The following is a 21,054-nucleotide window of genomic DNA, read 5'->3' as shown; positions in this document are numbered from 1 at the left end:
GAAACCGCTAAACGGTTAGAATTTTATACCCAAACCAACTTGGAAAACTTGATTTTTAAATTCTGGGGTTACACGGTCACCGTTTTCGTTAGTTTTTTGAAAATCGAGTGCGTAACGACCGAAAATCCCTACTTTATCGCTTACATCAAAACGGGCACCAACTACACCGGCAAGAATGCTCTTTTTAAAACGGTCAGCCTCATCTTCGATAATTTGTTGCTCTGCAGTACCAATTCCGCTTTCAAACTTGTTTTTAGTAGACATTAAGAATGAAACCTGTGGACCCGCTACCAAGTTAAAACCTTCAGCTAACTTAATACTAGCTAAGATAGGCACATCAATAAAGTGAGTGGTTTGTGTGAACGTGCCACCAAGTACATCAGTCTTGTAACCTTTAGTAGAGTACAAAAGCTCTGGTGTGAAAGCTAGATTTTCTAATAATTTGATGTCTAAGGTTACACCAGCATTGAAACCTACAAGGTAATCAGTGTTGAAATTATTGTTGCCATCATCTTTAATAATGTTCGAAAAGTTGGCACCACCTTTAACCCCGAATCTAATTAAACTATTTGTTGATTGAGCGTTTGCTGTAAGACCTGTTGCAAACAAGCCTAATGCTAGGATAAGTATCTTTTTCATCTTTTTATTTTTTTAATTTTCTAATTAACGCAGCTTTCAAATTGATGAAGAACTGTTTCGTTTACGGACAAGCTCTATCAAATAAATGTGCCAAATCGAAAAAACAGATGAAAGTCAGAATGTAGTTTACGCCTTTTTTGAGTACGTAAAAAGCAGATTTTTAGTGAATTATTTTTTTTGAAGTGGCTACACGCTCAGTTGGAATATATGACTTTGAGTGTATTAAATTTAATACAATGCTGTTTCAAAAGACTGCTGTCGTGTACAATTTACACTGCTTCTTAAAAATCTACAAATAAATAATTGGCAAGAACGAATTGATTCCGCATCTTTAAAGGATTTTCCGCAATAAACTGCAATTGCAGAGAAGAACAACCAAAATTTTCAACACAAAAATGAACAAGAAATTTCTTTATGCGCTTGGCCTAGTATCCTTATTAGCAATGGGAAAAGTCAATGCACAGCAACCATCTTACATCGATTTATTAAGGCAACAACCACATTGGGTAGATTCGGTATTTAACAAATTAAGCAAAAAGCAAAAAATTGCGCAGTTGTTTTTCGTGAGGGCGCATACAAATTTGAGTAAAGCTTATCAAGATTCTGTTGGTAAAGTAATTAAGAGAGAAAAGTTAGGGGGTGTGGTTTTCTTTCAAGGAGGTCCGGTAAGGCAAGCTGTTTTAACCAACAAATATCAAAGCAAATCTAAAGTTCCGCTAATTATTTCTATTGATGGCGAGTGGGGTTTGGGCATGCGTTTAGATAGTACCATTTCGTATCCTTACCAAATGGCTTTGGGTGCAGTGCAAAATAAGGAGCTGCTGTATAAAATGGGTTTAGAGGTTGCTAAAGACTTCAAAAGATTAGGTGTTCACATGAACTTGGCACCAGATGTAGATGTAAATAACAATGCCAAAAATCCGGTAATTAACTTCCGTTCGTTTGGTGAAAATAAATATAATGTAGCCGAAAAAAGTGCCGCTTATTTGAAAGGAATGCAAGAAGGCGGATTGCTAACCAGCATTAAGCATTTCCCTGGTCATGGGGATACTGACGTAGATTCGCACTACGATTTACCGCAGTTGAAATTTACAAAAGAACGTTTAGATACCTTAGAGTTGTATCCGTTTAAGGAATTGATTAAAAAAGGTGCTGCAGGTGTAATGATTGCACACATGAATATTCCTTCGTTAGATGCTACACCTAACATGCCATCAACTTTGTCTAAACCTATTGTTACCGATTTATTGAAGAATGAGCTTGGTTTTAAAGGCTTAATCATTTCTGATGCGATGGATATGAAAGGTGTAACCAAATTCTATAAAGATGGGGAAGCCGAAGTAATGGGCCTAATTGCAGGGAATGACATTCTGGAGTTGGCTCACGACACCAAACAAGCGGTGAAGAAAATAAAGCAAGCCATTAAAGACGAGCGCATCAGCATGGAGCGTATTGACGAAAGCGTTAAAAAAGTGCTAACTGCTAAATATTGGGCTGGCTTAAACGTAAAACCACACATTGACGAGAATAACGTAGTGGAAGATTTGAACAGACCAGAAAGCCAAGCTTTAGTACAACAATTGGCAGATGCAAGTATGACTTTGCTAAAAAGTCGCGACGGTATTGCCAGCTTAACGCCAAAAAAGAGAACAGTAATTATTAATGTGGGTACTGGGCAGGCAACAACATTCCAAAATGAAATTGTAAGTACCTACAAAAACTCAATTTCTTTTAACGTAGAAAGAAATGCTAATGCAGCGGCAGTTGCCAATGTGATTAAACAGGTTAAAGACGACGATCAGATTGTGTTGGCAATTGTAGATAGCAGAACACGTCCGGGAAATAACATTCCGTTGAGTAAAGATGCGAAAGACTTGATTACAACGTTAGCTGCTAGAAATGCAATGGTAGCATTTTTTGCTAACCCTTATAATTTAGCAAACTTTCCAGGAATCGAAATGGCGAGGTCTATTGTGGTGGCTTACCAAAAAGAAGATTTTATGCAAAAAGCAGCGGCAGCAGTATTTACCAAGAAATTAGTGCCAACTGGCAAATTGCCAATTACGGTGAATAGTTTCTTCAAATACGGAGACGGATTGTAGAAATTTTAAATAATTAGAAAAGCGTTCGGTTTAACTGGACGCTTTTTTTTATTTTATTGAAGCGCAGTTTTCCTGCTACTATTTCCCGAAAGTCCCGCTTTCCGTTTCAATCTTTTTGTTAATGCAACTGCTATTCATACTTGTCATGTTGAGCTCGTCGAAACATCTGGTTATTAATACAAAATCCTTCGACAAGGATGACACGAACAAAAAGTATTTTCACTGCAATCGGGGCTATTTAACTTGAGCTTTACACAATCTAGTCCCATTCTTGTAGCAATGCTAATATACCGTCATTGCCAGCTCGACTGGCAATCGTAATGCGCTTAAAGGTCGGGTTCAGTTTATTTTTAACCACGAAGAACACAAAGTTGAATGAGAAAGCATTATTCCGCCCTTGTTGGCGTCCCCGCCAACGAGTTTGCCGAGAGATATTGTTAACCTAAGCTGCTTATTAATTTAGATAAGGTACACGTTGGCGGGGACGCCAACGTGAGAAGGGAAATTCAGGTCGTGTTTGAAATAGGCTAAACGTGGGGAAATTTTAAGGTTTTGCACCTAGATTTTTTGATAGCAGTGCAGTTTTGCGTTAGCTAAACCCGACCGAAGGGAAAAGCCCACAGTCCCGATTTTTCATCGGGGCGAGGACTTGTACCAAAGGGCGGGGCTTTCGGTACCGATGGAAATGTAAAATTGCTTTTCAAAAAAATCCCACTCTTATTTGAACGGGATTGGTTTACTTTGCCAAGCTTGGGTTAACTGCTGTGTAGGTCCAATTTTTAAGGAAATCAGTAATTAATTTTACGCTGTGCCCTTTTCCTTCTTCCAAATACGCCGAATTTTGAATATGAAGTACTTCGCCATTTCCATCTAAAATTAAGAATACGGGGAAGCCAAAACGACCTGGGTTTTTAAGTTTTTTAAGCACCGCTTCGTTTTTATTTTCTGGACTATAATTCACCAAAACTGTTTCAAAGTTGTTGTTTAGATAGTTTTTCAACTCGGGAGTTTCTTCTACCAAATTATGAAAACGGATGCACCAAATACACCAATTACCACCTACTTGTACAAAAACGTGTTTATTTTCTTTCTTAGCTTTTGCTGCGGCAGCATCAATATCAGCCTGTGCATTTGCCAACGGATTATAGATTTTAACACCAGCACTCTCGCTTTTTGGTTGGGTTTGTGCGAAACTCGCAACGCCAAAACTCATGGCAATCAAAAGAAACAACAATCTCTTCATCATTTTTATTCTAATTAAATATTTATAGCAAAGATACATCTTTTAAGAATAGTCTACTGTTTTTGTAGAGTAAATTTTTGAAGCACTGATTTGTTACCTTTGCATTAAATGAGCATGTTTTTAGATATCCATACCCATCAAACTAAACAAAGGCAAGGAGTTGTTGCTATTCAGAGTATTTCTTTAACCGAAAGCACTTTTTTAGCGATGCCGAAGACCAAACCAATTTCTATTGGTATTCACCCTTGGTATGGGAAATTGGAAGAACTTGAAAAAAACATGAAGTATTTGAATGTGTTGGCTCGGCAGGAGAATGTAAAAATGATTGGCGAGTGTGGCTTAGATAAACTCAAAGGTGAGCCGATGAAACACCAGCTGCAAATCTTGGAAGCACAGATTGTCTTAGCAGAAGAACTTCAGAAACCGCTAATTCTGCACTGTGTAAAAGCATTTGATGAAATGATTGCAGTGAAAAAACGGTTACAGCCTACTATTCCAATGATTATCCACGGGTTTAATAAGAAGTTGGAGATGGCGCAGCAACTGGTTAATCAAGGATTTTATTTGTCGTTTGGTACTGCCGTTTTACAATCTGAGGCGGTGGCTTCGGCTTTGGAAAATATAGACACTGCTTTTTTCTTAGAAACGGATGAAGCGGAAGTTGATGTCAAAGAGATTTATACCAAAGTAGCTGAAATAAAAAAAATATCATTGGATGAACTGAAAGATTTTATTTTTGCGAATTGGAAGAAGCTCGGTTTGTTGTAAACCGTTGCGTCATTTCGAGCGGAGTATAACGTAGTCGAGAAATCTTTAATCTTAATGGGAAAGATCTCTCCATTCGCTGCGCTGCAGTCGAGATGACGAGAGGTCGCAATTTTAACTTTTTACTTAAATAGATGTCTGATTTAGCTTGGTTATCGCGTTCTGCATTATTGGTGGGCAATGAAGGAATTGATTTGTTGCAACAAAAACATGTATTGGTCATTGGATTAGGTGGTGTGGGTTCGTTCGCAGCGGAGTTTATTTGTCGCTCTGGTGTTGGCGAAATGACCATTGTAGATGGTGATGTGGTTGACCCGAGTAACAGAAACAGACAATTGCCTGCTCTGGCTACCAATCATGGTGTTAGCAAAGCTGAAATTATGAAGGAGCGTTTGTTGGCGATTAACCCTGAGTTGAAATTACATGTAGTGCAAGATTTCTTAACGCCGCAAAGATGTCGAGAAATTCTTACCACGAAGTTCGATTACGTGATGGATTGCATTGACAGTATCACACCAAAGGTGACATTGCTTTCTACAGCATTACAGTTTAACTTGCCTATTGTAAGTTCTATGGGAGCTGGCGGAAAGTTAGACCCAACCAAACTTCGTACAACTTACTTGCCAGATACCTACCAATGTGTTTTTGCACAATATGTGCGCAAGCGTTTAAAAAAACTAGGTAACGCAAGCTCTATTAAAGCGGTTTTTTCAATTGAGGAAGTAATGAAAGAGTCGCTGATTATGACCGATGGTTCTAACTTCAAACGTTCTGCTTATGGAACTATTTCTTATTTGCCTGCTGCTTTTGGTGGCGTTTGTGCATCGGTAGTCATTAGAGATTTATTAGGTTACAAAGTAGATATCGAAAAACGTCCGGAGCGTATCAGTAAGAAATCAATTACCAAAGCTAAAAAGAAAGAACAGAAGAAATCTTAAAACTTTCTTGTTTAACGTAACTTTTATTTCTGATACGGCTCATTTTTCTTCGGTCTGGCTTGAGCTAATTTGGTATCATGCAAAATCAGATGATACGAGTTACAAAAGAGTTTACTTTCGATATGGCGCATGCGCTTTTTAATTACGATGGACCTTGCAAAAATATCCACGGACATACCTATCGTTTACAGGTTACAGTTTCTGGATACGCCAATCAAGACCCGCAAAATGTAAAGTGCGGAATGTTGATAGATTTTGGTCAGCTCAAGAAAATCGTTACTGAAGAGATTATTGACAAATATGACCATGCTTTGGTGCTTAACGAAGCTGTTCCTGCATCTTTGAGGGCAAGTTGTTATGCAATTTCTGAGAAGGTGCACTTCGTTGCTTTTCAGCCTACTTGCGAAAATTTATTGCTTGATATGAAGTTTAAATTACAGACAGCCTTTGAGCATGATGGTTTTATCTTACGGACAATTCGTTTGTACGAAACTCCAACTTCGTGGGCTGAGTGGTGCAAGGAAGACCAGCCAAAAGCGTTTCAATAAGTTTGTTGATTGGTGGAGTTTGGTTAACTTCACTCCATGGCTGTAAAACCACTCAAAATATTACAAGCATCTGCTGGCTCAGGGAAAACATTCAGTCTGGCGGCGCATTACCTTACACTACTTTTTAGCGGCGAGAATAAATACCGAGAAATTTTAGCGGTAACCTTTACCAATAAGGCAACCGAAGAAATGAAAACCCGTATTCTCGAAGTGCTTAAGGGTTTTGCCATAGGCGATGCTTCCAGGAAAATTGAGGATTACCGAATGATTGTTTTGGCTGCGCATCCTGATTTGAATACTGAAACGTTAAAGTTCAAAGCTGATAAAGTCTATCGCAAAATTCTGCATGATTACAGTCGCTTTGCGGTAAGTACCATTGATGGTTTTGTGCAAAAGGTAATTCGCGGTTTTGCTTTTGAGTTGGGTTTAAATGCCGATTACACCTTGGAAATGAACTACGACAAGGTAAAAGATGAACTGGTACAGAAACTCGATGAAAGTTTAAATCATAATCAACAATTATTGCAGTGGATTATCGACCTCGCCTTAGAGCGCATTGGCGATAACAAAAGTTGGAACTACAAATCGGAATTGATTAACCTCATTAACGAAGTTTTTAAGGACAGCTATGAGGTTTTTGAAACTGCTGTGAACACCCTTGGATTGGATAGTCTGGACGAACTTTTCAAAAAATACATCAGTGTCACTAAGGCAGAAATCAATCATTTTCAAGACCGATTGAAAGAATTGGGCGCTGCGGCTTGGCAAATTTTCGAAAACCACGGCGTTACTGCGGACCAATTAAAAGGAAAATCACGTAATGGATTGTTGAAAGTGCTAAACGTTTCCAATGGTGACTTTTCTAAGTTAGACACCGTTTTTAAATTGATTGATGAACCTGAAGAATGGTTTCAAAAAGGAGTGGATTTGCCAGCTTTTTACAGTGAGTTAAATAAGCAAATGAAAACAATCAAGGCTTTTCACGAGCAAAATTTAGCCACTTACAGCCTTTCCATTGCTTTTAACAAAAACCTTTACTATTTGCGTTTAATGCAAGAAGTGGCAGTGTTGTTGAGCGATTACCGTAACGAAAACGATAACCTTTTAATCAGCGATGCGCAGAAATTAATTACTGGAATTACTGATGATGCTGGTGAAAATCCATCTTTTATTTGGGAGAAAGTAGGTAGCAAATACCGTAATTTCTTATTCGATGAATTTCAGGATACTTCCGTTAACCAATGGAAAAGTTTCAGGTCAATTTTATCGAATGCTATTGCTACACCAAGTCAGAAACACATTGATAATTTAATTGTTGGCGATACCAAGCAGTCTATTTATCGTTGGCGCAATGGCGATTGGAACATTCTTCACCAGCAAGCCAAACATGAAATTGGCGAGCATAATGTGTTCGATGATAACCTGGAAGAGAATTACCGCAGTACAGAAAATATCATCACATTTAATAACTATTTATACCAATCGTTGCCGGTGGTGGTGCAGCAGCAGTTGAATAATAATGTCACCGAAAAATCGGATGAATTACTAGAATGGTGGGATGAAAATGGCTATTCGGATATCGTGACTTCGGTTTACGAAAAAGCCAAACAAAATCCATCGCCATTTACCAAACTAGGCGGCACCATCAAAATAAAGCGTTTTGGCAAAGCCGATGTCCCCGAAGAGAGAGCGGACGAGCGTTTTTCTGAAACAATGTATCGTGAAATTGCCTTACAAGATGTAATTGAGGAAATCAAAATCCTCAAAACAGAAAAGAAATACCAAGCTAAGGATATCGCCATTTTGGTGCGTTCCAATTTTGAAGCCATGCTCTGCGTAACCCGGTTAATGGAACAAAATATTCCAGTTTTATCTGGAGAAGCCTTAATGGTCGCCAATAACTCTGCGGTAGAATTAATCATCAATACCTTAAAAGTTTTGGTGGGGATTGATAAGCAAACGGCACTTTATAAAGCCAATTGTATTTCCTTGTATCATCGTTTACATCAAAGAGAAATTGAACCAACTGCTTACTTGGGTTTAACAGGACAATCGTTAACTCATCTATCAGCTTTGCTACCGAAATCGCTCTGCGAAAATTGGCAAAACTGGATGCAATTGCCTTTGATAGAGTTGGTAGAAAACCTGATTGAAGCTTATGGTATTACAAAGTTGAAACAGCATATTCCTTACCTGTTGGCTTTTAGAGATTTAATTGCCAATGCTACCCGAATGGGCGAAAAAGGTATCGTTAATTTTCTCACTTGGTGGGATGAAGATGGTGTGAAAAAATCATTGCCATCGCCAGATGAGGCAGATGCGGTGCAAATTATCACCATCCATAAATCTAAGGGATTGGCTTTTAGAGCCGTATTTGTACCTTTCTGTAATTGGGATTTGAAAACCAAGGCTAACTCTATTTTCTGGGTTTCGGCTGCGGAAACTGCCTATAAAGAATTGGGAGGTATTCCATTGAAATTTGCCGAAGAACTCAGCAATTCTACCGTAGCCAAAGCTTATTACAAAGAGCTTTTAGATAGCAATTTGGATGCTTTGAATATGCTTTATGTGGCCACCACTCGCTCAAAAGATTATTTGTACGTCTCGGTGATGGAGAAAAAAGACGCTTCAGTGATTACCTCGGTTGGCGATGCGTTGGCGCAGGTTGTTTCGCAAATTAATCTGGCAGAAGAAGAGGACTTTGATGCGACCAATCGCTATGAAATAATTGATGATGTTTTAGAAGTGAAAGCTGGTGAGAGCAATGGATTTGAATTGGAGTCATATCCAACTACCAATCGTTTGTCGGCTCTGTATGTGCCATCGCAAGAAAAACATTTGCAGCATGTATTGAATATTGAGCATTCTGGTCGTATAGGTTCCATCAAGCATGAGGTTTTGGCTAACGCCACAAATGAAGCCGAAGTAGAAGATTGTCTGACGGAAATGTTGCTCAGCGGTGCCATTGCCGAAGACGAATTTGAGGATTTGAAAAACGGTGTGATGGAAGTGCTGAACCATCCAGAATTGAAGTCAATTTTAGCACAATCAACAGAAAGCATCATCGAAAAAAATATTATTGATGCGAACGGGAAGCTACACCGACCAGATAGGATTGTGGTACATGCAGATAGCGTAACCATTATTGATTATAAATTCACGTTAGAACAAACAGACAAACACATCGAGCAGATTTTAAACTATAAAGATTTGCTTACGCAGATGGGTTTCGAGAAAGTGAAAAGCTATTTGTTTTATGCGGTAAAGCAAGAATTGAAAGAGGTTTAAGGTTTTAAGTATAGTTTTGCTAAATCATGAGATAAAAAATCCTCCCCCTACCCCCTCCAAGAGGGGGATATGCGAAACGCTTAGACATCCAATGTCTCCCTTTGGAGGGAGAATTAAAGAGGGAGGAATAAAAATCGTAACTCGTCAATCTAAAATCGTAAATTAAAATGACCCCATTTTTAAAAGAAGTTGCCCAAGATGTTTTTGCCAAATTTGGCGATGATTTACAATACTGCGCTATCGTTTTCAATAATAATAGACCTGCTACCTATTTGCGTAAATACTTAGCTAATATTATTCAAAAGCCATTTTTTAGTCCGGCTATATATACCATACAACAATTTTTTGCAGGGAGTGTAAAAGAAAAAGTAGCCGATTTTTACTTGCAGTTTTTTACCTTGTTGAAGGTGTATAATGAATTGCTAGCAGAAGAAGGTTTGTCGCCAATGAAAAGCAGTCAGTTTTTCCCTTTGGCTAAAATTATGCTCAGCGATTTCGCACAGATAGACAATGATTTGGTAGATGCAGACAAACTGTATCGAGAAATGGAAGATATCGCTGAAATCAATTTGGAATTCGATTATCTTTCTAAAGAACAGTACAAGTTTTTAGCGCAGTTTTGGCAGTCGTACAGCGAAGGGAAACACAAAAAACAGCAAAAGCTTTTTATTAAAATGTGGCGCCGAATGCCAAAGCTTTATCATCGTTTTCACGCAGAACTAAAAGTACAGAACTACATTACCAATGGACAGGTTTATCGCCATTTGGCAAACACAGATTTAGCTTCGTTGGATTTTATCAAATCTTTTGATAAAGGCAAAATTATTTTTGTAGGTTTTAATGCCTTAACTCGTGCCGAAGTGAAGGTTTTTACCCATTTGCAAGAATCAGGGAAAGCCTTATTCTATTTCGATACCGATAGTTATTACGTAGAAGATGAACTACAGGAAGCAGGTTTGTTCTTGCGTAAAAACTTAAACCAACTTGGGCTGAAGAACGTTTTCGAAAATCACGGAAACAGTTTTGCCTCTGAAAAGCATGAGGTAAATGTCTACAAAGTTCAAGGTCAAAGCGCACAAGCAAAAATTTTAAATCAAATTATTGATGTAAAAGATGATACCGAAGAAGTAGGTTCAACGGCAGTAATTTTAGCTGATGAAAGCTTACTGATGCCCGCCCTGCAAACCATAAACGACGATATTGATTTAAACGTTACGATGGGTTTTGCCTTATCGGGTTCTACTGTTTTTGGCTTAGCAGATTTGTGGCTCAGTACGCAATTAGAGCTTCGAGAAACCAATAAAGTAACTTATCAAACACTGGAGGCTTTTGTTACGCACCCGCTTACGGGATTAACTGCCAAACTCAAATCAAATATCCAGGAAGCCTTGTTAAAAGACAATGTGGTAAGCATCGATTTGCCTCGTTTACAAAAGCAAGGCGGTATTTTCGAGAAATTTTATCACAAAGTGGATGAGCCAACTGAACTAGTTAGCGAATTATCCGCTGTGATGAAATTTTTGCTGTCGCGATTATCTACACAAAAATCATTAAAGAAAATTGATGCCGATTTATTCGTTAAAACGATAGAGGAACTTACCCGATTAAACGATACACTGAAAGGTTTTATAGCTGGCGAAGAATATCACTTTGTAGTACAGTTGATACAAAAATCCTTGCAAGGTGTGTCGGTTCCATTAAGTGGCGATCCTTTGAAAGGCGTACAGTTAATGGGCTTGTTGGAAAGTCGTAACCTTAATTTTGATAAAGTAGTTTTCCTAGGCTTTAACGAAGGAATTATCCCTAAAACCTCATTAGGCAATAGCTTTATTCCGGATAATATCCGTAGAGCTTACAGACTGCCAGTGCTGGAAAACCTAGATGCGATTTCGTCTTATATGGTCTATCGTCTATTGCAGCGGGCAAAGAATATCAATTTTGTCTATAATGGTTTAACGGATGAAAATAATTCAGGGGAAGTAAGCCGTATTTTGAGGCAATTGGAGTATGAAAGTGCTTTCGATTTTAACTATTCGTCACTAAATCTAACGGTAACTACCGAACCTCAAGAAGAGCTAATAATTGATAAAAACCATCCAAAAATAAAAGATGCTTTGCAAAAATATTTGAGTGGAGAGAAAGTTTTGTCGCCATCGGCTTTAACCATGTATATCTCAAATCCGATAGATTTCTTTTTCCGTTACGTTGCTGAAATTAAAGAGCCAGAAGAGGTTACTGCCGTGATAGAAGCCAACCAAATTGGTTCTATTTTACACAAAGTGATGGAGTACTTTTATCTGCCCGAAATTAAAAAATTAGTTACTCCAGAAGTCATCAAACTTAAAAGAAGTAGCGTTAAATCTTTGGTTGCAAAGGCGTTCAATTTTGTGATGACCAACAAAGAGGAAAGTACTTTAGAATACTCGGGAATGCAAAAAGTAATTCTCGCTATTGTAGAAGCTTATGTAGACATCATTTTAAATAGAGACGAAGCCGATGCTCCATTTACTATTTTAAGTTTGGAACAAAAAATCAGTACCGAACTTGAATTTGAGCTAAACGGTAAAAAAGAACAGGTTAAGCTTTTTGGTTTCATCGATAGGGTTGACGAACGTAACGGTGTTACCCGCATTATCGATTATAAAACCGGAAGCGATAAATTGACTTTTTCTGAGATTGAAAAACTGTTTGATACGGACGGGAAAAACATCAATAAAGCTTTGATACAGACTTTGATTTATACCTATGCTTACGAAAGGCAATCGGAGAGAACAGGAGTAGAACCTAATCTTTTTGTGGTAAAAACTATGGCAGATGGCAATGTGTGCTTCCGTTCCAGAAAATCGACTTTGTCTGAGGCTTATTTAGAAGAAGTGAAGCCAGTGTTTTTGGAAGAACTTCGGGCCAAAGTGGCTGAGTTGTTTGATGTGAATGTTCCTTTTAGGGCGAGCGAAGTTCCAAATAATTATAGCTATTCTATTTATAAGACTTTGTTTGGGGTTTAGAATGTGGCTAAAGCCAATATGCTTTGTTCTTTTTTCCGTTGGCTGAAGCCAACGGCAATGAATAGTTTTATTTTCCGATCCGGCAGTGCTTATAGAATTTTAGTATCTATTTTGCTAATCAAGGATAACTGAAAAGTTATTCGATTTAAAGCAGCTTGGGTAGTTCATTGCCATCTGCTTTAGCAGAGTTGGTTGTTTTTAATATAGAAAGTTGAAGCTATCGTTCCCAAATCTAATTTAGTCAAATTCTGCAATTTGGATTGAGGGTTTCATTGCCGTCTGCTTCAGCTGACGGATTAGGAGAAATGTGATAAAGGCTTTAGCCACATTTTCCAAAATAAGATGGAAAATCCCTATCTTGTTTACACCAAATGAAAAACTATGTCATATATCAGAATGTGGGTGCATTTAGTATTTGCCACCAAGAACCGAGCACCATTATTATCAAGGGAAATTAGATATAAAGTTCAAGAACACATCATCCAAAACTGTAAAGAGAAATCAATCTATTTGCAAGCGGTTAATGGTTACACAGACCACATTCATTGCCTAATATCATTAGGTAAGGAGCAAAGCATTGCTAAAATTGCTCAACTCATAAAAGGAGAGTCATCTTTTTGGATCAACAAACATAAGCTCGCTAACTCGCAGTTTACATGGCAAGACGACTATTTTGCAGTATCAGTAAGCGAGTCGGTTTTACCTAGAGTGATTGACTATATAAAAAATCAAGAGCAGCATCATGCTAAAAAATCATTTGATGACGAGATAAGGGAATTTGAAAAAATATATGGATTTTTATGGAATAAGAATTAATGATGCTAAACCTCAACTTCCATCCATTTCCAGAGCTAAAAACAAAGCGATTATTATTAAGGCAAGTACTGCCTACAGATGCCGAAAATGTAATGAGAATTAGAGGTAACGAAGAGGCGATGCGCTACATTCCGAGGCCTCGGGCAAAAACAATGGAAGATGCTTTGGGTGTTATAGAAATGCTAACCAACGGAATTAACGAAGGAAAATCTATCAATTGGGCAATCAGCAATATCGAAAATCCATCAGAAATATACGGAATTATGGGCTATGTTAACTTCTATCCAGAACTGAGCAAAGCCGAAATAGGTTACATGCTACATCCAGATTATTGGGGAAAAGGTTATGTGCCAGAAGGAATTTTGTTAGTGGAGAAATTCGGTTTTGAGCAAATCAACCTACAAATCATCGAAGCGAAGATAGACCCACGCAACGACAACTCTAGAAAAATCCTGCAAAGAAATCATTATCAATTTGATAGATTGGTGTACAAGGAAATGACTTTTCAGGAAGAAGAATTGAACTCCGAGTACTACATCAAACATAAACAATAATATCATGCTACAAACCGCAGTACCCATCCTCGCCTCACTAAATGCCGAAGAAACCATTAATTTCTACACCGAAAAGTTAGGTTTTACTTTTCATAGCAATTGGGATGGCTACCTCATTTTTAGCCGAGACCAAATTCAAATCCATTTGTGGCCAACCAGCGATGAGACAATTCCTAAAAATACAGGTTGTTATGTAAATGTAACCGAAGTAAGCCAGCTTTATGCCGAATATGAACCGTTAGGCTTAATTCATCCCAATGGGAAATTAGAAACCAAACCTTGGGGTATGCGTCAGTTCTCTATTTTAGATAATAACGGCAATATCATCCATTTTGGTGAAAATATCTCGGGAGAAAAATAAATCCTTTTCAAATTTTCATTTGGCAAATCAAACGTTTTAACACATTTTCTACTGCTTACGTAGCAATTATAATATTACAATTACGAGCTTTTCAAACCTTTGCATAGCAATAAACTAAATATTATATTTGCCTTCGTTAATTTTCAACAAAACAATGAGAGAAATCCAATTCAGAGAAGCATTACGCGAAGCATTGAGCGAAGAAATGCGCAAAGACGAGAACGTTTTCATGATGGGCGAGGAAGTTGCGCAGTATAATGGTGCCTATAAAGTAAGTCAAGGTATGTTAGATGAGTTTGGCGACAAACGTATCATCGATACACCAATTGCCGAGCTAGGTTTTGCAGGTATCGGAATTGGAGCTGCAATGAACGGCCTAAAACCAATCGTTGAGTTCATGACTTTCAACTTCTCATTAGTAGCAATCGACCAAATCATCAACTCGGCAGCAAAAATGTTGTCAATGAGCGGTGGTCAGTTCTCAGTGCCAATGGTTTTCCGTGGTCCAACTGGTAACGCAGGTCAATTAGGTGCACAACACTCACAAAACTTCGAAAACTGGTACGCAAACTGTCCAGGTTTAAAAGTGGTTATTCCGGCTACACCTTACGATGCTAAAGGTTTATTAAAGCAAGCTATTTTAGACCCAGATCCAGTAATTTTCATGGAGTCTGAGGTAATGTACGGCGATAAAGGCGATGTGCCAGCAGAAGAGTATTACTTAGAAATTGGTAAAGCTAACGTGGTTAAAGAAGGTACAGATGTAACCATCGTAACTTTCGGTAAAATGTTAACCCGTGTAGTAAATCCAGCGGCAGAAGAATTAGCGAAAGACGGTATCAATGCAGAAGTGATAGATTTACGTACAGTTCGTCCAATCGACTATGCAACCATCATCAACTCTGTGAAGAAAACTAACCGTTTGGTAATTGTAGAAGAAGCTTGGCCATTGGCGTCTATCTCTTCAGAAATTACTTTCAACGTACAGAAAAATGCATTCGACCACTTAGATGCGCCAATTTTGCGTGTTACTTGTCAAGATGTGCCACTTCCTTACGCACCAACTTTAATCGCTGCAAGTTTACCAAACGCAGAGAAGGTTGTGAAAGCGGTAAAAGAAGTAATGTACGTTACTAAATAAGAATTTTAAGTTATTAAATATCAAGTCCCGTTCTGCAAAGAGCGGGATTTTTTGTTTTAGAAAAGCAAGGTTCCGGGTGCTTCGGTACCGAAAGTCCCGCTTTTCGTTATAATCTTTTTGTGTTTGGAAGTGCATAAACTTCGTAAGTTTTTAAAACTTACGAAGTTTGAAAAGTATGTGTTACAAAAAGTATTCCCACTACAATCGGGTTTGGAAGGCAAGGAAACTACTAAGAGCTTTGTCAATCTTACCAGCATCACGTCTATAAGATTGACAAAGCTGACCAAATGCCTTTGCGTTCTTAGCGAAACTCTTTCCTTTCTTTGCGAAAAATTTAAACGCCAAGGTTTTGAAATTCGCAAAGCAAAAAAAGCCGAGTAACCAAAATCACTAAAACAACTGTAATTACTCATTAATTACATGGGCTATACCCGCTAATATTGCTCTATAAATAACATAACAATATGAAAAAAATATCAGTTTTAATCTTTTTAGTTGGGTTAACATTTGGCGCTTTTGCGCAACAAAAAGGCGATTTGAGAATGCGTTTACGTGCTACCGCAGTTATACCTCAAGAAAGTGCAGACATTAGTGTAATTAAAGGAAGTGTAGACATCTCGCACACAATAATTCCAGAGTTAGACTTTACCTATTTCTTAGTTAAAAACTTTTCTGCCAATTTAATTCTAGGTACCACTAGACACGAAGTGAGCGCCATTAATACCGCTTTAGGAAATGTAGACTTAGGGAAAGTATGGTTATTGCCACCAACATTAACCTTTGCTTATCACATGCCGGTAAGCGCACAAGTACAGCCTTATGTTGGTGCCGGAGTTAACTATACCATTTTCTATGGTGTTAAAAATGGACCAGCTATTGCCAAAACCTCTTATAAAAATGCCTTTGCACCAGCGGCGCAGTTGGGAGTAGATTTCGATATCAGCAAAAAGCTATTCTTAAACTTCGATGTGAAGAAACTTTGGCTAAGTACAGATGCAACTGTCACTACAATTCCAAGTGTAGCTGGCGGCGCTACAGTAGTTGCTGATACCAAAATAGACCCTTGGTTATGTAGCTTCGGTATTGGTATCAAATTATAATCTTTTCAAAACCAAATATAGGCCTCATGTTTTTTAAGCATGGGGCTTTTTAATGGCTTTCTTAAATAGTATTTTCGTTATTTAAGTTTTTGTGTTATTTCTTAAATTATACTTCATCTCTTAATGGTCTAAGAATGAACTTGTGATGTTGGGTACAATTATGTTAAATTGCAATCAAATAGCATCCCATGGAACTCAAAGACGTAAAAATTTCTCGTAAGAAACCCATATTTCCAGTAAGCGAAAACTTACATAAATATTTGCGTACCTACCAGCGTGATGCCCGCTTGCCCATCAATTACAATGATTTAAAAGCCTTTACCGAAAGTTTCCCAATTATGGACAAAGACGGGAAAGATACGCTTTGGGAAAGTCCAATTTATGCACAAGGTCAAATTGAGGAGTTGCATAATGGCTTAAAGGTAATTTACGCCAAACTAAAAGCTTCTGGAAATCTACGTATCGTAGAACATAAATACATTGATAGAATTGACTACTGTACTTTTGGCAATACGCATCCTTTTAGGATAAGAATTGTAAACCGCTTAAACGATGTTTACGATTATTTCTACGTGAAAAAAGCAGACTCTTCAAGAATTTACGGCCTGGAATTGGAAGAAATTCTATCGCCAAACCAAGTCAATTATCTGGTAGACGAAGACACCATGATTGAAGAGCATATTGTAGGCTTGCCCGGCGATGTTTTCAACAAAGGGAAAATCCATCAAGATGATTTTAACCCAACCCGTATTGCCAAAGAATTTGTAAAATTTAATGAACGTTGTTTGGTGACTTTGTTGGGTGATATGCGCTCCTATAATTTCGTAGTACAAATTACTCCCGATTTCGATGATATTCAATTCCGTATACGAGCCATAGATTTCGACCAGCAGTTTTACGAAGGGAATATCAAGGTGTATATGCCACAATTTTTTAAGGAAAACTTTGTTTTGGTAAAATTATGTATGGAGCATCTAACAGAAAAAACCGTACAGCAATATAAACAGGAAGAACTTTCCTCTATTGTGCATCGGGTGCGTAGCGAGCGCCATCGATTAACCGATTTGAGGGATGTTTCTAGAAAAGAAGAACTGACAACTAAAGAAAATATTCAGAAACTGAAAAGAAGCATGGCAGAGTATTATAAAGACGCTGCCTACAAAGAATGTGAGAATATGACAGATATCATTGAGTTAAATTTGAAGAATATCATTAGGCAGGTGAAACTGTAGTCAACTAATTGCTTTTCGGGGACTATGTCGTCATTTCGACCGCAGCGAAGCGAGTGGAGAAATCTTTAAATACAATTTAATATAAACTATTTCAAAGATTTAACTTCGTTGATTTTCAATTCTCGGCTACGCTCGAAATGACGAACTCCCTATGACTAGGTAAAAACTTAGCGGTTTAGCATTAAGCATGTTGTTCTTCATGCACACCTTCTGCAAATTCTTCTACCATTTTATCGTTAAAAGCTGGTAAATCTTCTGGGCTGCGGCTGGTTACCAAACCTTGGTCTACCACTACTTCTTCGTCTACCCAATTTGCCCCAGCATTAATCAAGTCTTTTTTAATTGAGCTGTACGAAGTCAACGTTCTTCCTTCAACCACTTCGGCATCAATTAAAGTCTGCGGACCGTGGCAAATAGCTGCTACAGGTTTGCCCTGCTTAAAGAAATCTCTCACAAATGCCACTGCTTTCTCATCGCCTCTTAAAGCATCTGGATTAATTAAGCCGCCAGGCAATAACAAACCGTGGAAATCATCTGCGCTCACTTGCGCTACGGTTTTATCCACCTGTATTTCCTTGCTCCACTCGTGGTCTTTCATGCCTTTTATGCTACCTTCTTTCAAAGATATAATTTGCACATTGGCACCTTCTTCTTTTAACCTATTTAGTGGTTCAAATAATTCTGATTCTTCAAAGCCATTTTCTGATAGAACGGCGATGTTTTTATTGCTTAACTTTCCCATTTTTCTTATGTATTTAATAAAACAATCATATTAAATACAAGCGTTTTGGAAGGATTGTTTTGGGAAAGTTTGGATTAGGCCGTCATTGCGAGGAGGAACGACGAAGCAATCTGTAACGTTTAGGATATCAAGCTTCCAACCCGTAAAAAAGATTGCTTCGCAAGCTCGCAATGACGAATAGTTCCTTAATCATTCGTTCTTCTATATTTCAAGAAATAAAAGCCCAAGTTAAAGGCAATTACCACATGGTTAATCACATTAGCAACAAAACCATAGTAATGACTAAAGATTTTGAACCGTTCTTTTAAGCTTTCGCGATGTTTTTGCTTGCTCATGCCGCCAACTAAATATTTAGCAACGTATAAATTGGTGTTTACGATATTGGAAGCTTTCTTTGCAATCTTGATAATCCAATCGATATCTGCGCTATACTTGTATTTTAAATCGTAAGGCTCGGTTAAGCTGCGTTTAATATAAATCGCCTGGTGGCTAATATTCATCCCATATTTAAAACTGCGCCAGTTAAATGTCTCGGGCGCTTGGTGCCTGCGTTGACCTAAGCTATTCCAATTTTCATCATACATTTCGGTTTCGCCATAGTAAATATCTGCGTTTGGTGCAGTCGCAAAAACTTTTTCTACGGTATCTAGTTCGTAGATTTCATCTCCCGAATTCATAAACAAAACGTAATCGCCTGTGGCTTGGACCAAACCTTTGTTCATCGCATCGTAAATGCCTTTGTCTTTTTCAGATATGAGCTTTGCTAAACGGTTTTCGTATTTTTTGATGATGTTTAAGGTGCCATCTGTAGAAGCTCCATCTATTACCACATATTCGATATTTTTATAGCTTTGGTTTAGTACCGAAAGTATGGTGCGTTCGATATCCTTTGCATTATTATAAACGATGGTGATGACAGACAGTTTGGGAAGCATAATGCAAGTTTAAGGAATTTGCTTGTTAATTATGGCTTTTGTCGTCATTTCGACGAAGAATGAGAAGAATTGAAAATCAACGAGGTTAAATCTAAAAACTATGAAATTGGAGCAAAAAAATTATGAAGATAATTTTTAGGTAAAGGAGCTAGATTTAGCTTCGCTTTCTTTCAGTTCTCTTCGTCGTGCCTCCTCATCGAAATGACGGAATAGGAAACCTTTCTCATGTTGGCGTCCCCGCCAACGTGCTTTCTCAAATATATTTAACGTTGGCGGGGACGCCAACGAAGGCAGTAGATGACGGAAAAACGTTACTTCGGCATATCATCCAACAACTTCAAATACAAAGCTGCATGTTGTTCTGCAATTACAGCCGGAGCAAATGTGCTTAGCACAGTTCTTCTTGCTTCCTTTTGTACCTCTTCTTTTTGTTCGCGAAGAAATAACCATTCAATACCATCAGCTAAATCTGAAGCATCCTCGTATCTGGCCAAATAGCCGTTTTGTAAGTGCTTTACCATATCTGGAATTCCACCGGTAGTAAAAGCGATAACGGGCGTAGCGCAAGCCAAACTTTCCATCACTGTGTTTGGTAAATTATCTTCTAATGATGGCGTGATAAAAGCATCCGCTGCGGCATAACATTTAGCCAAATGTTCGTCTTTATTAATGGTTCCCAAAAAGGTGGTTTTGAACGGGAATTTCGGCACATTTGCTTCATCCTTATTACCAAAAATTACCAATTCTATTTGCTCGTTCGGAATTTCTGGTCGACGGGAAAGCTCGAACAAAGCATCAATTAGATATTGTGTGCCTTTATGCCTGTCGTTTTTTGAGGGCATAAAACCACTCATCAACACAAATTTCTCGGGAGCTATCTTTAATATTTTTTTTGCTTCTGCTTTTACGTAAGGTTTAAAAACATCCACCTCAATGGTGTTCGGAATTACCGAAGTATGGCGCAAACCCAACAAACTACTTTCTTTAACCGATTGCGCCATCCATCTACTAGGCGCAACAATGTGAAAATTCACTTCTGAATAAGCCTTCTGTTTGCGTTTCCAAGTTTGGTGTGAGATATCTTTTGGTCCGCTCATTTTTAACAACGGGCAATTGCCACATTGACGATGGAAATTCTCGCAGCTGTAGCGCACATGACAACCGCCCGTAAAGGCATTGCTATCGTGAAAAGTCCATACAATAGGTTTTTCCAGTTCATCTAATTCTGCCAAAAACTTCGGACTTAAAAAACCGTGGTTAACCCAATGAATATGGATTATATCTGCCTCGCGAACTAGCTTGTTTTTTATTACGCTTTTGCCAAACCACTGCAAAGAGAAAGGAGTTTTTACTTCAGATTTTGAAAAAGCTTTGGCCAAATATCGCTCAGACATGATGTTGAAAACAGCTTTGGCTTTAGCAAAAGGACTTTTACTGAGGTTATGTATTTTCGGGTTGTTACCGAATTGGTAATACACCAACACTTTAGAATCGATGCCAATACTGTTCAGCGCATCGCTTAATCGTAAGCAAGCCCTGCCAGCGCCGCCATTGCCATCGTAGGTATTTAGGTGTACAACTTTCAAATCAATCAAAAATACATTTTTATGTTTAGGTTTGTAAAACCGATACTAAAATTGACTAA

General features: G+C 38.1%; 17 protein-coding genes. 12 read left to right on the top strand and 5 right to left on the bottom strand.

All coding sequences use genetic code 11. The features are described 5' to 3' along the window. Positions 1–15: 15 nt before the first annotated feature. Complete coding sequence (locus REI64_RS03855) at positions 16–639, bottom strand: porin family protein (RefSeq protein ID WP_308848777.1); 624 nt, start codon at positions 637–639, stop codon at positions 16–18. Between the two features lie 395 nt (positions 640–1,034). On the opposite strand from REI64_RS03855, the gene REI64_RS03850 reads away from it, so the two are divergent. Further along, positions 1,035–2,741, top strand: coding sequence for a glycoside hydrolase family 3 protein (locus REI64_RS03850; protein ID WP_308848776.1), 1,707 nt, complete (start codon positions 1,035–1,037; stop codon positions 2,739–2,741). A 736-nt stretch (positions 2,742–3,477) separates the two neighbouring features. Here the strand turns inward: REI64_RS03850 and REI64_RS03845 are convergent. Then, a complete protein-coding gene (locus REI64_RS03845; protein ID WP_308848775.1) occupies positions 3,478–3,987 on the bottom strand; it encodes a thioredoxin family protein in 510 nt (169 codons plus the stop codon). Positions 3,988–4,092: 105 nt separating this feature from the next. Between REI64_RS03845 and REI64_RS03840 the strand changes: the two genes are divergently transcribed. The 11 genes from REI64_RS03840 to REI64_RS03790 all read left to right on the top strand — a co-directional run bounded on the left by REI64_RS03840 (position 4,093) and on the right by REI64_RS03790 (position 17,732). Next, positions 4,093–4,752 (top strand): TatD family hydrolase, encoded by a 660-nt coding sequence (locus REI64_RS03840; RefSeq protein ID WP_308848774.1) that lies wholly within the window; start codon positions 4,093–4,095, stop codon positions 4,750–4,752. 131 nt (positions 4,753–4,883) lie between these two features. Beyond that, positions 4,884–5,687: a tRNA threonylcarbamoyladenosine dehydratase gene (locus tag REI64_RS03835; protein ID WP_308848773.1), complete on the top strand. Its 804-nt coding sequence runs from the start codon at positions 4,884–4,886 to the stop codon at positions 5,685–5,687. An 89-nt stretch (positions 5,688–5,776) separates the two neighbouring features. Then, the gene (locus REI64_RS03830) at positions 5,777–6,235 is read left to right on the top strand and encodes a 6-carboxytetrahydropterin synthase (protein WP_308848772.1); all 459 of its coding nucleotides are present in this window, start codon (positions 5,777–5,779) and stop codon (positions 6,233–6,235) included. Positions 6,236–6,271: 36 nt separating this feature from the next. Then, complete coding sequence (locus REI64_RS03825; protein WP_308848771.1) at positions 6,272–9,523, top strand: UvrD-helicase domain-containing protein; 3,252 nt, start codon at positions 6,272–6,274, stop codon at positions 9,521–9,523. A gap of 167 nt (positions 9,524–9,690) precedes the next feature. Continuing rightward, positions 9,691–12,528 (top strand): PD-(D/E)XK nuclease family protein, encoded by a 2,838-nt coding sequence (locus REI64_RS03820; protein ID WP_308848770.1) that lies wholly within the window; start codon positions 9,691–9,693, stop codon positions 12,526–12,528. A gap of 381 nt (positions 12,529–12,909) precedes the next feature. Next, on the top strand, positions 12,910–13,344 hold the full coding sequence (gene tnpA / locus REI64_RS03815; protein WP_308848769.1) for an IS200/IS605 family transposase: 435 nt from the start codon (positions 12,910–12,912) through the stop codon (positions 13,342–13,344). Further along, complete coding sequence (locus tag REI64_RS03810) at positions 13,344–13,898, top strand: GNAT family N-acetyltransferase (RefSeq protein ID WP_308848768.1); 555 nt, start codon at positions 13,344–13,346, stop codon at positions 13,896–13,898. The genes tnpA and REI64_RS03810 overlap by 1 nt, the downstream gene beginning before the upstream one ends. Before the next feature lie 4 nt (positions 13,899–13,902). Next, on the top strand, positions 13,903–14,259 hold the full coding sequence (locus tag REI64_RS03805; RefSeq protein WP_308848767.1) for a VOC family protein: 357 nt from the start codon (positions 13,903–13,905) through the stop codon (positions 14,257–14,259). 154 nt (positions 14,260–14,413) lie between these two features. After that, positions 14,414–15,400 (top strand): pyruvate dehydrogenase complex E1 component subunit beta, encoded by a 987-nt coding sequence (locus REI64_RS03800; RefSeq protein ID WP_308848766.1) that lies wholly within the window; start codon positions 14,414–14,416, stop codon positions 15,398–15,400. 464 nt (positions 15,401–15,864) lie between these two features. Continuing rightward, positions 15,865–16,500: an OmpW family outer membrane protein gene (locus REI64_RS03795; protein WP_308848765.1), complete on the top strand. Its 636-nt coding sequence runs from the start codon at positions 15,865–15,867 to the stop codon at positions 16,498–16,500. Positions 16,501–16,688: 188 nt separating this feature from the next. Beyond that, positions 16,689–17,732, top strand: coding sequence for a hypothetical protein (locus tag REI64_RS03790; protein WP_308848764.1), 1,044 nt, complete (start codon positions 16,689–16,691; stop codon positions 17,730–17,732). Positions 17,733–17,913: 181 nt separating this feature from the next. Here REI64_RS03790 and REI64_RS03785 read toward each other — a convergent pair whose 3' ends face one another. The 3 genes from REI64_RS03785 to REI64_RS03775 form a co-directional block, all read right to left on the bottom strand. After that, positions 17,914–18,474: a type 1 glutamine amidotransferase domain-containing protein gene (locus tag REI64_RS03785; protein ID WP_308848763.1), complete on the bottom strand. Its 561-nt coding sequence runs from the start codon at positions 18,472–18,474 to the stop codon at positions 17,914–17,916. 185 nt (positions 18,475–18,659) lie between these two features. Then, on the bottom strand, positions 18,660–19,409 hold the full coding sequence (locus tag REI64_RS03780; RefSeq protein ID WP_308848762.1) for a glycosyltransferase family 2 protein: 750 nt from the start codon (positions 19,407–19,409) through the stop codon (positions 18,660–18,662). A 311-nt stretch (positions 19,410–19,720) separates the two neighbouring features. Next, positions 19,721–21,004 (bottom strand): glycosyltransferase, encoded by a 1,284-nt coding sequence (locus REI64_RS03775; protein WP_308848761.1) that lies wholly within the window; start codon positions 21,002–21,004, stop codon positions 19,721–19,723. Positions 21,005–21,054: the final 50 nt, after the last annotated feature.

Source organism: Pedobacter sp. (assembly GCF_031119335.1).
Taxonomy (GTDB): Bacteria; Bacteroidota; Bacteroidia; order Sphingobacteriales; family Sphingobacteriaceae; genus Pedobacter.
The sequence above is the reverse complement of the archived record's forward strand: the minus strand, read 5'-3'. Positions and strand labels throughout refer to the sequence as shown.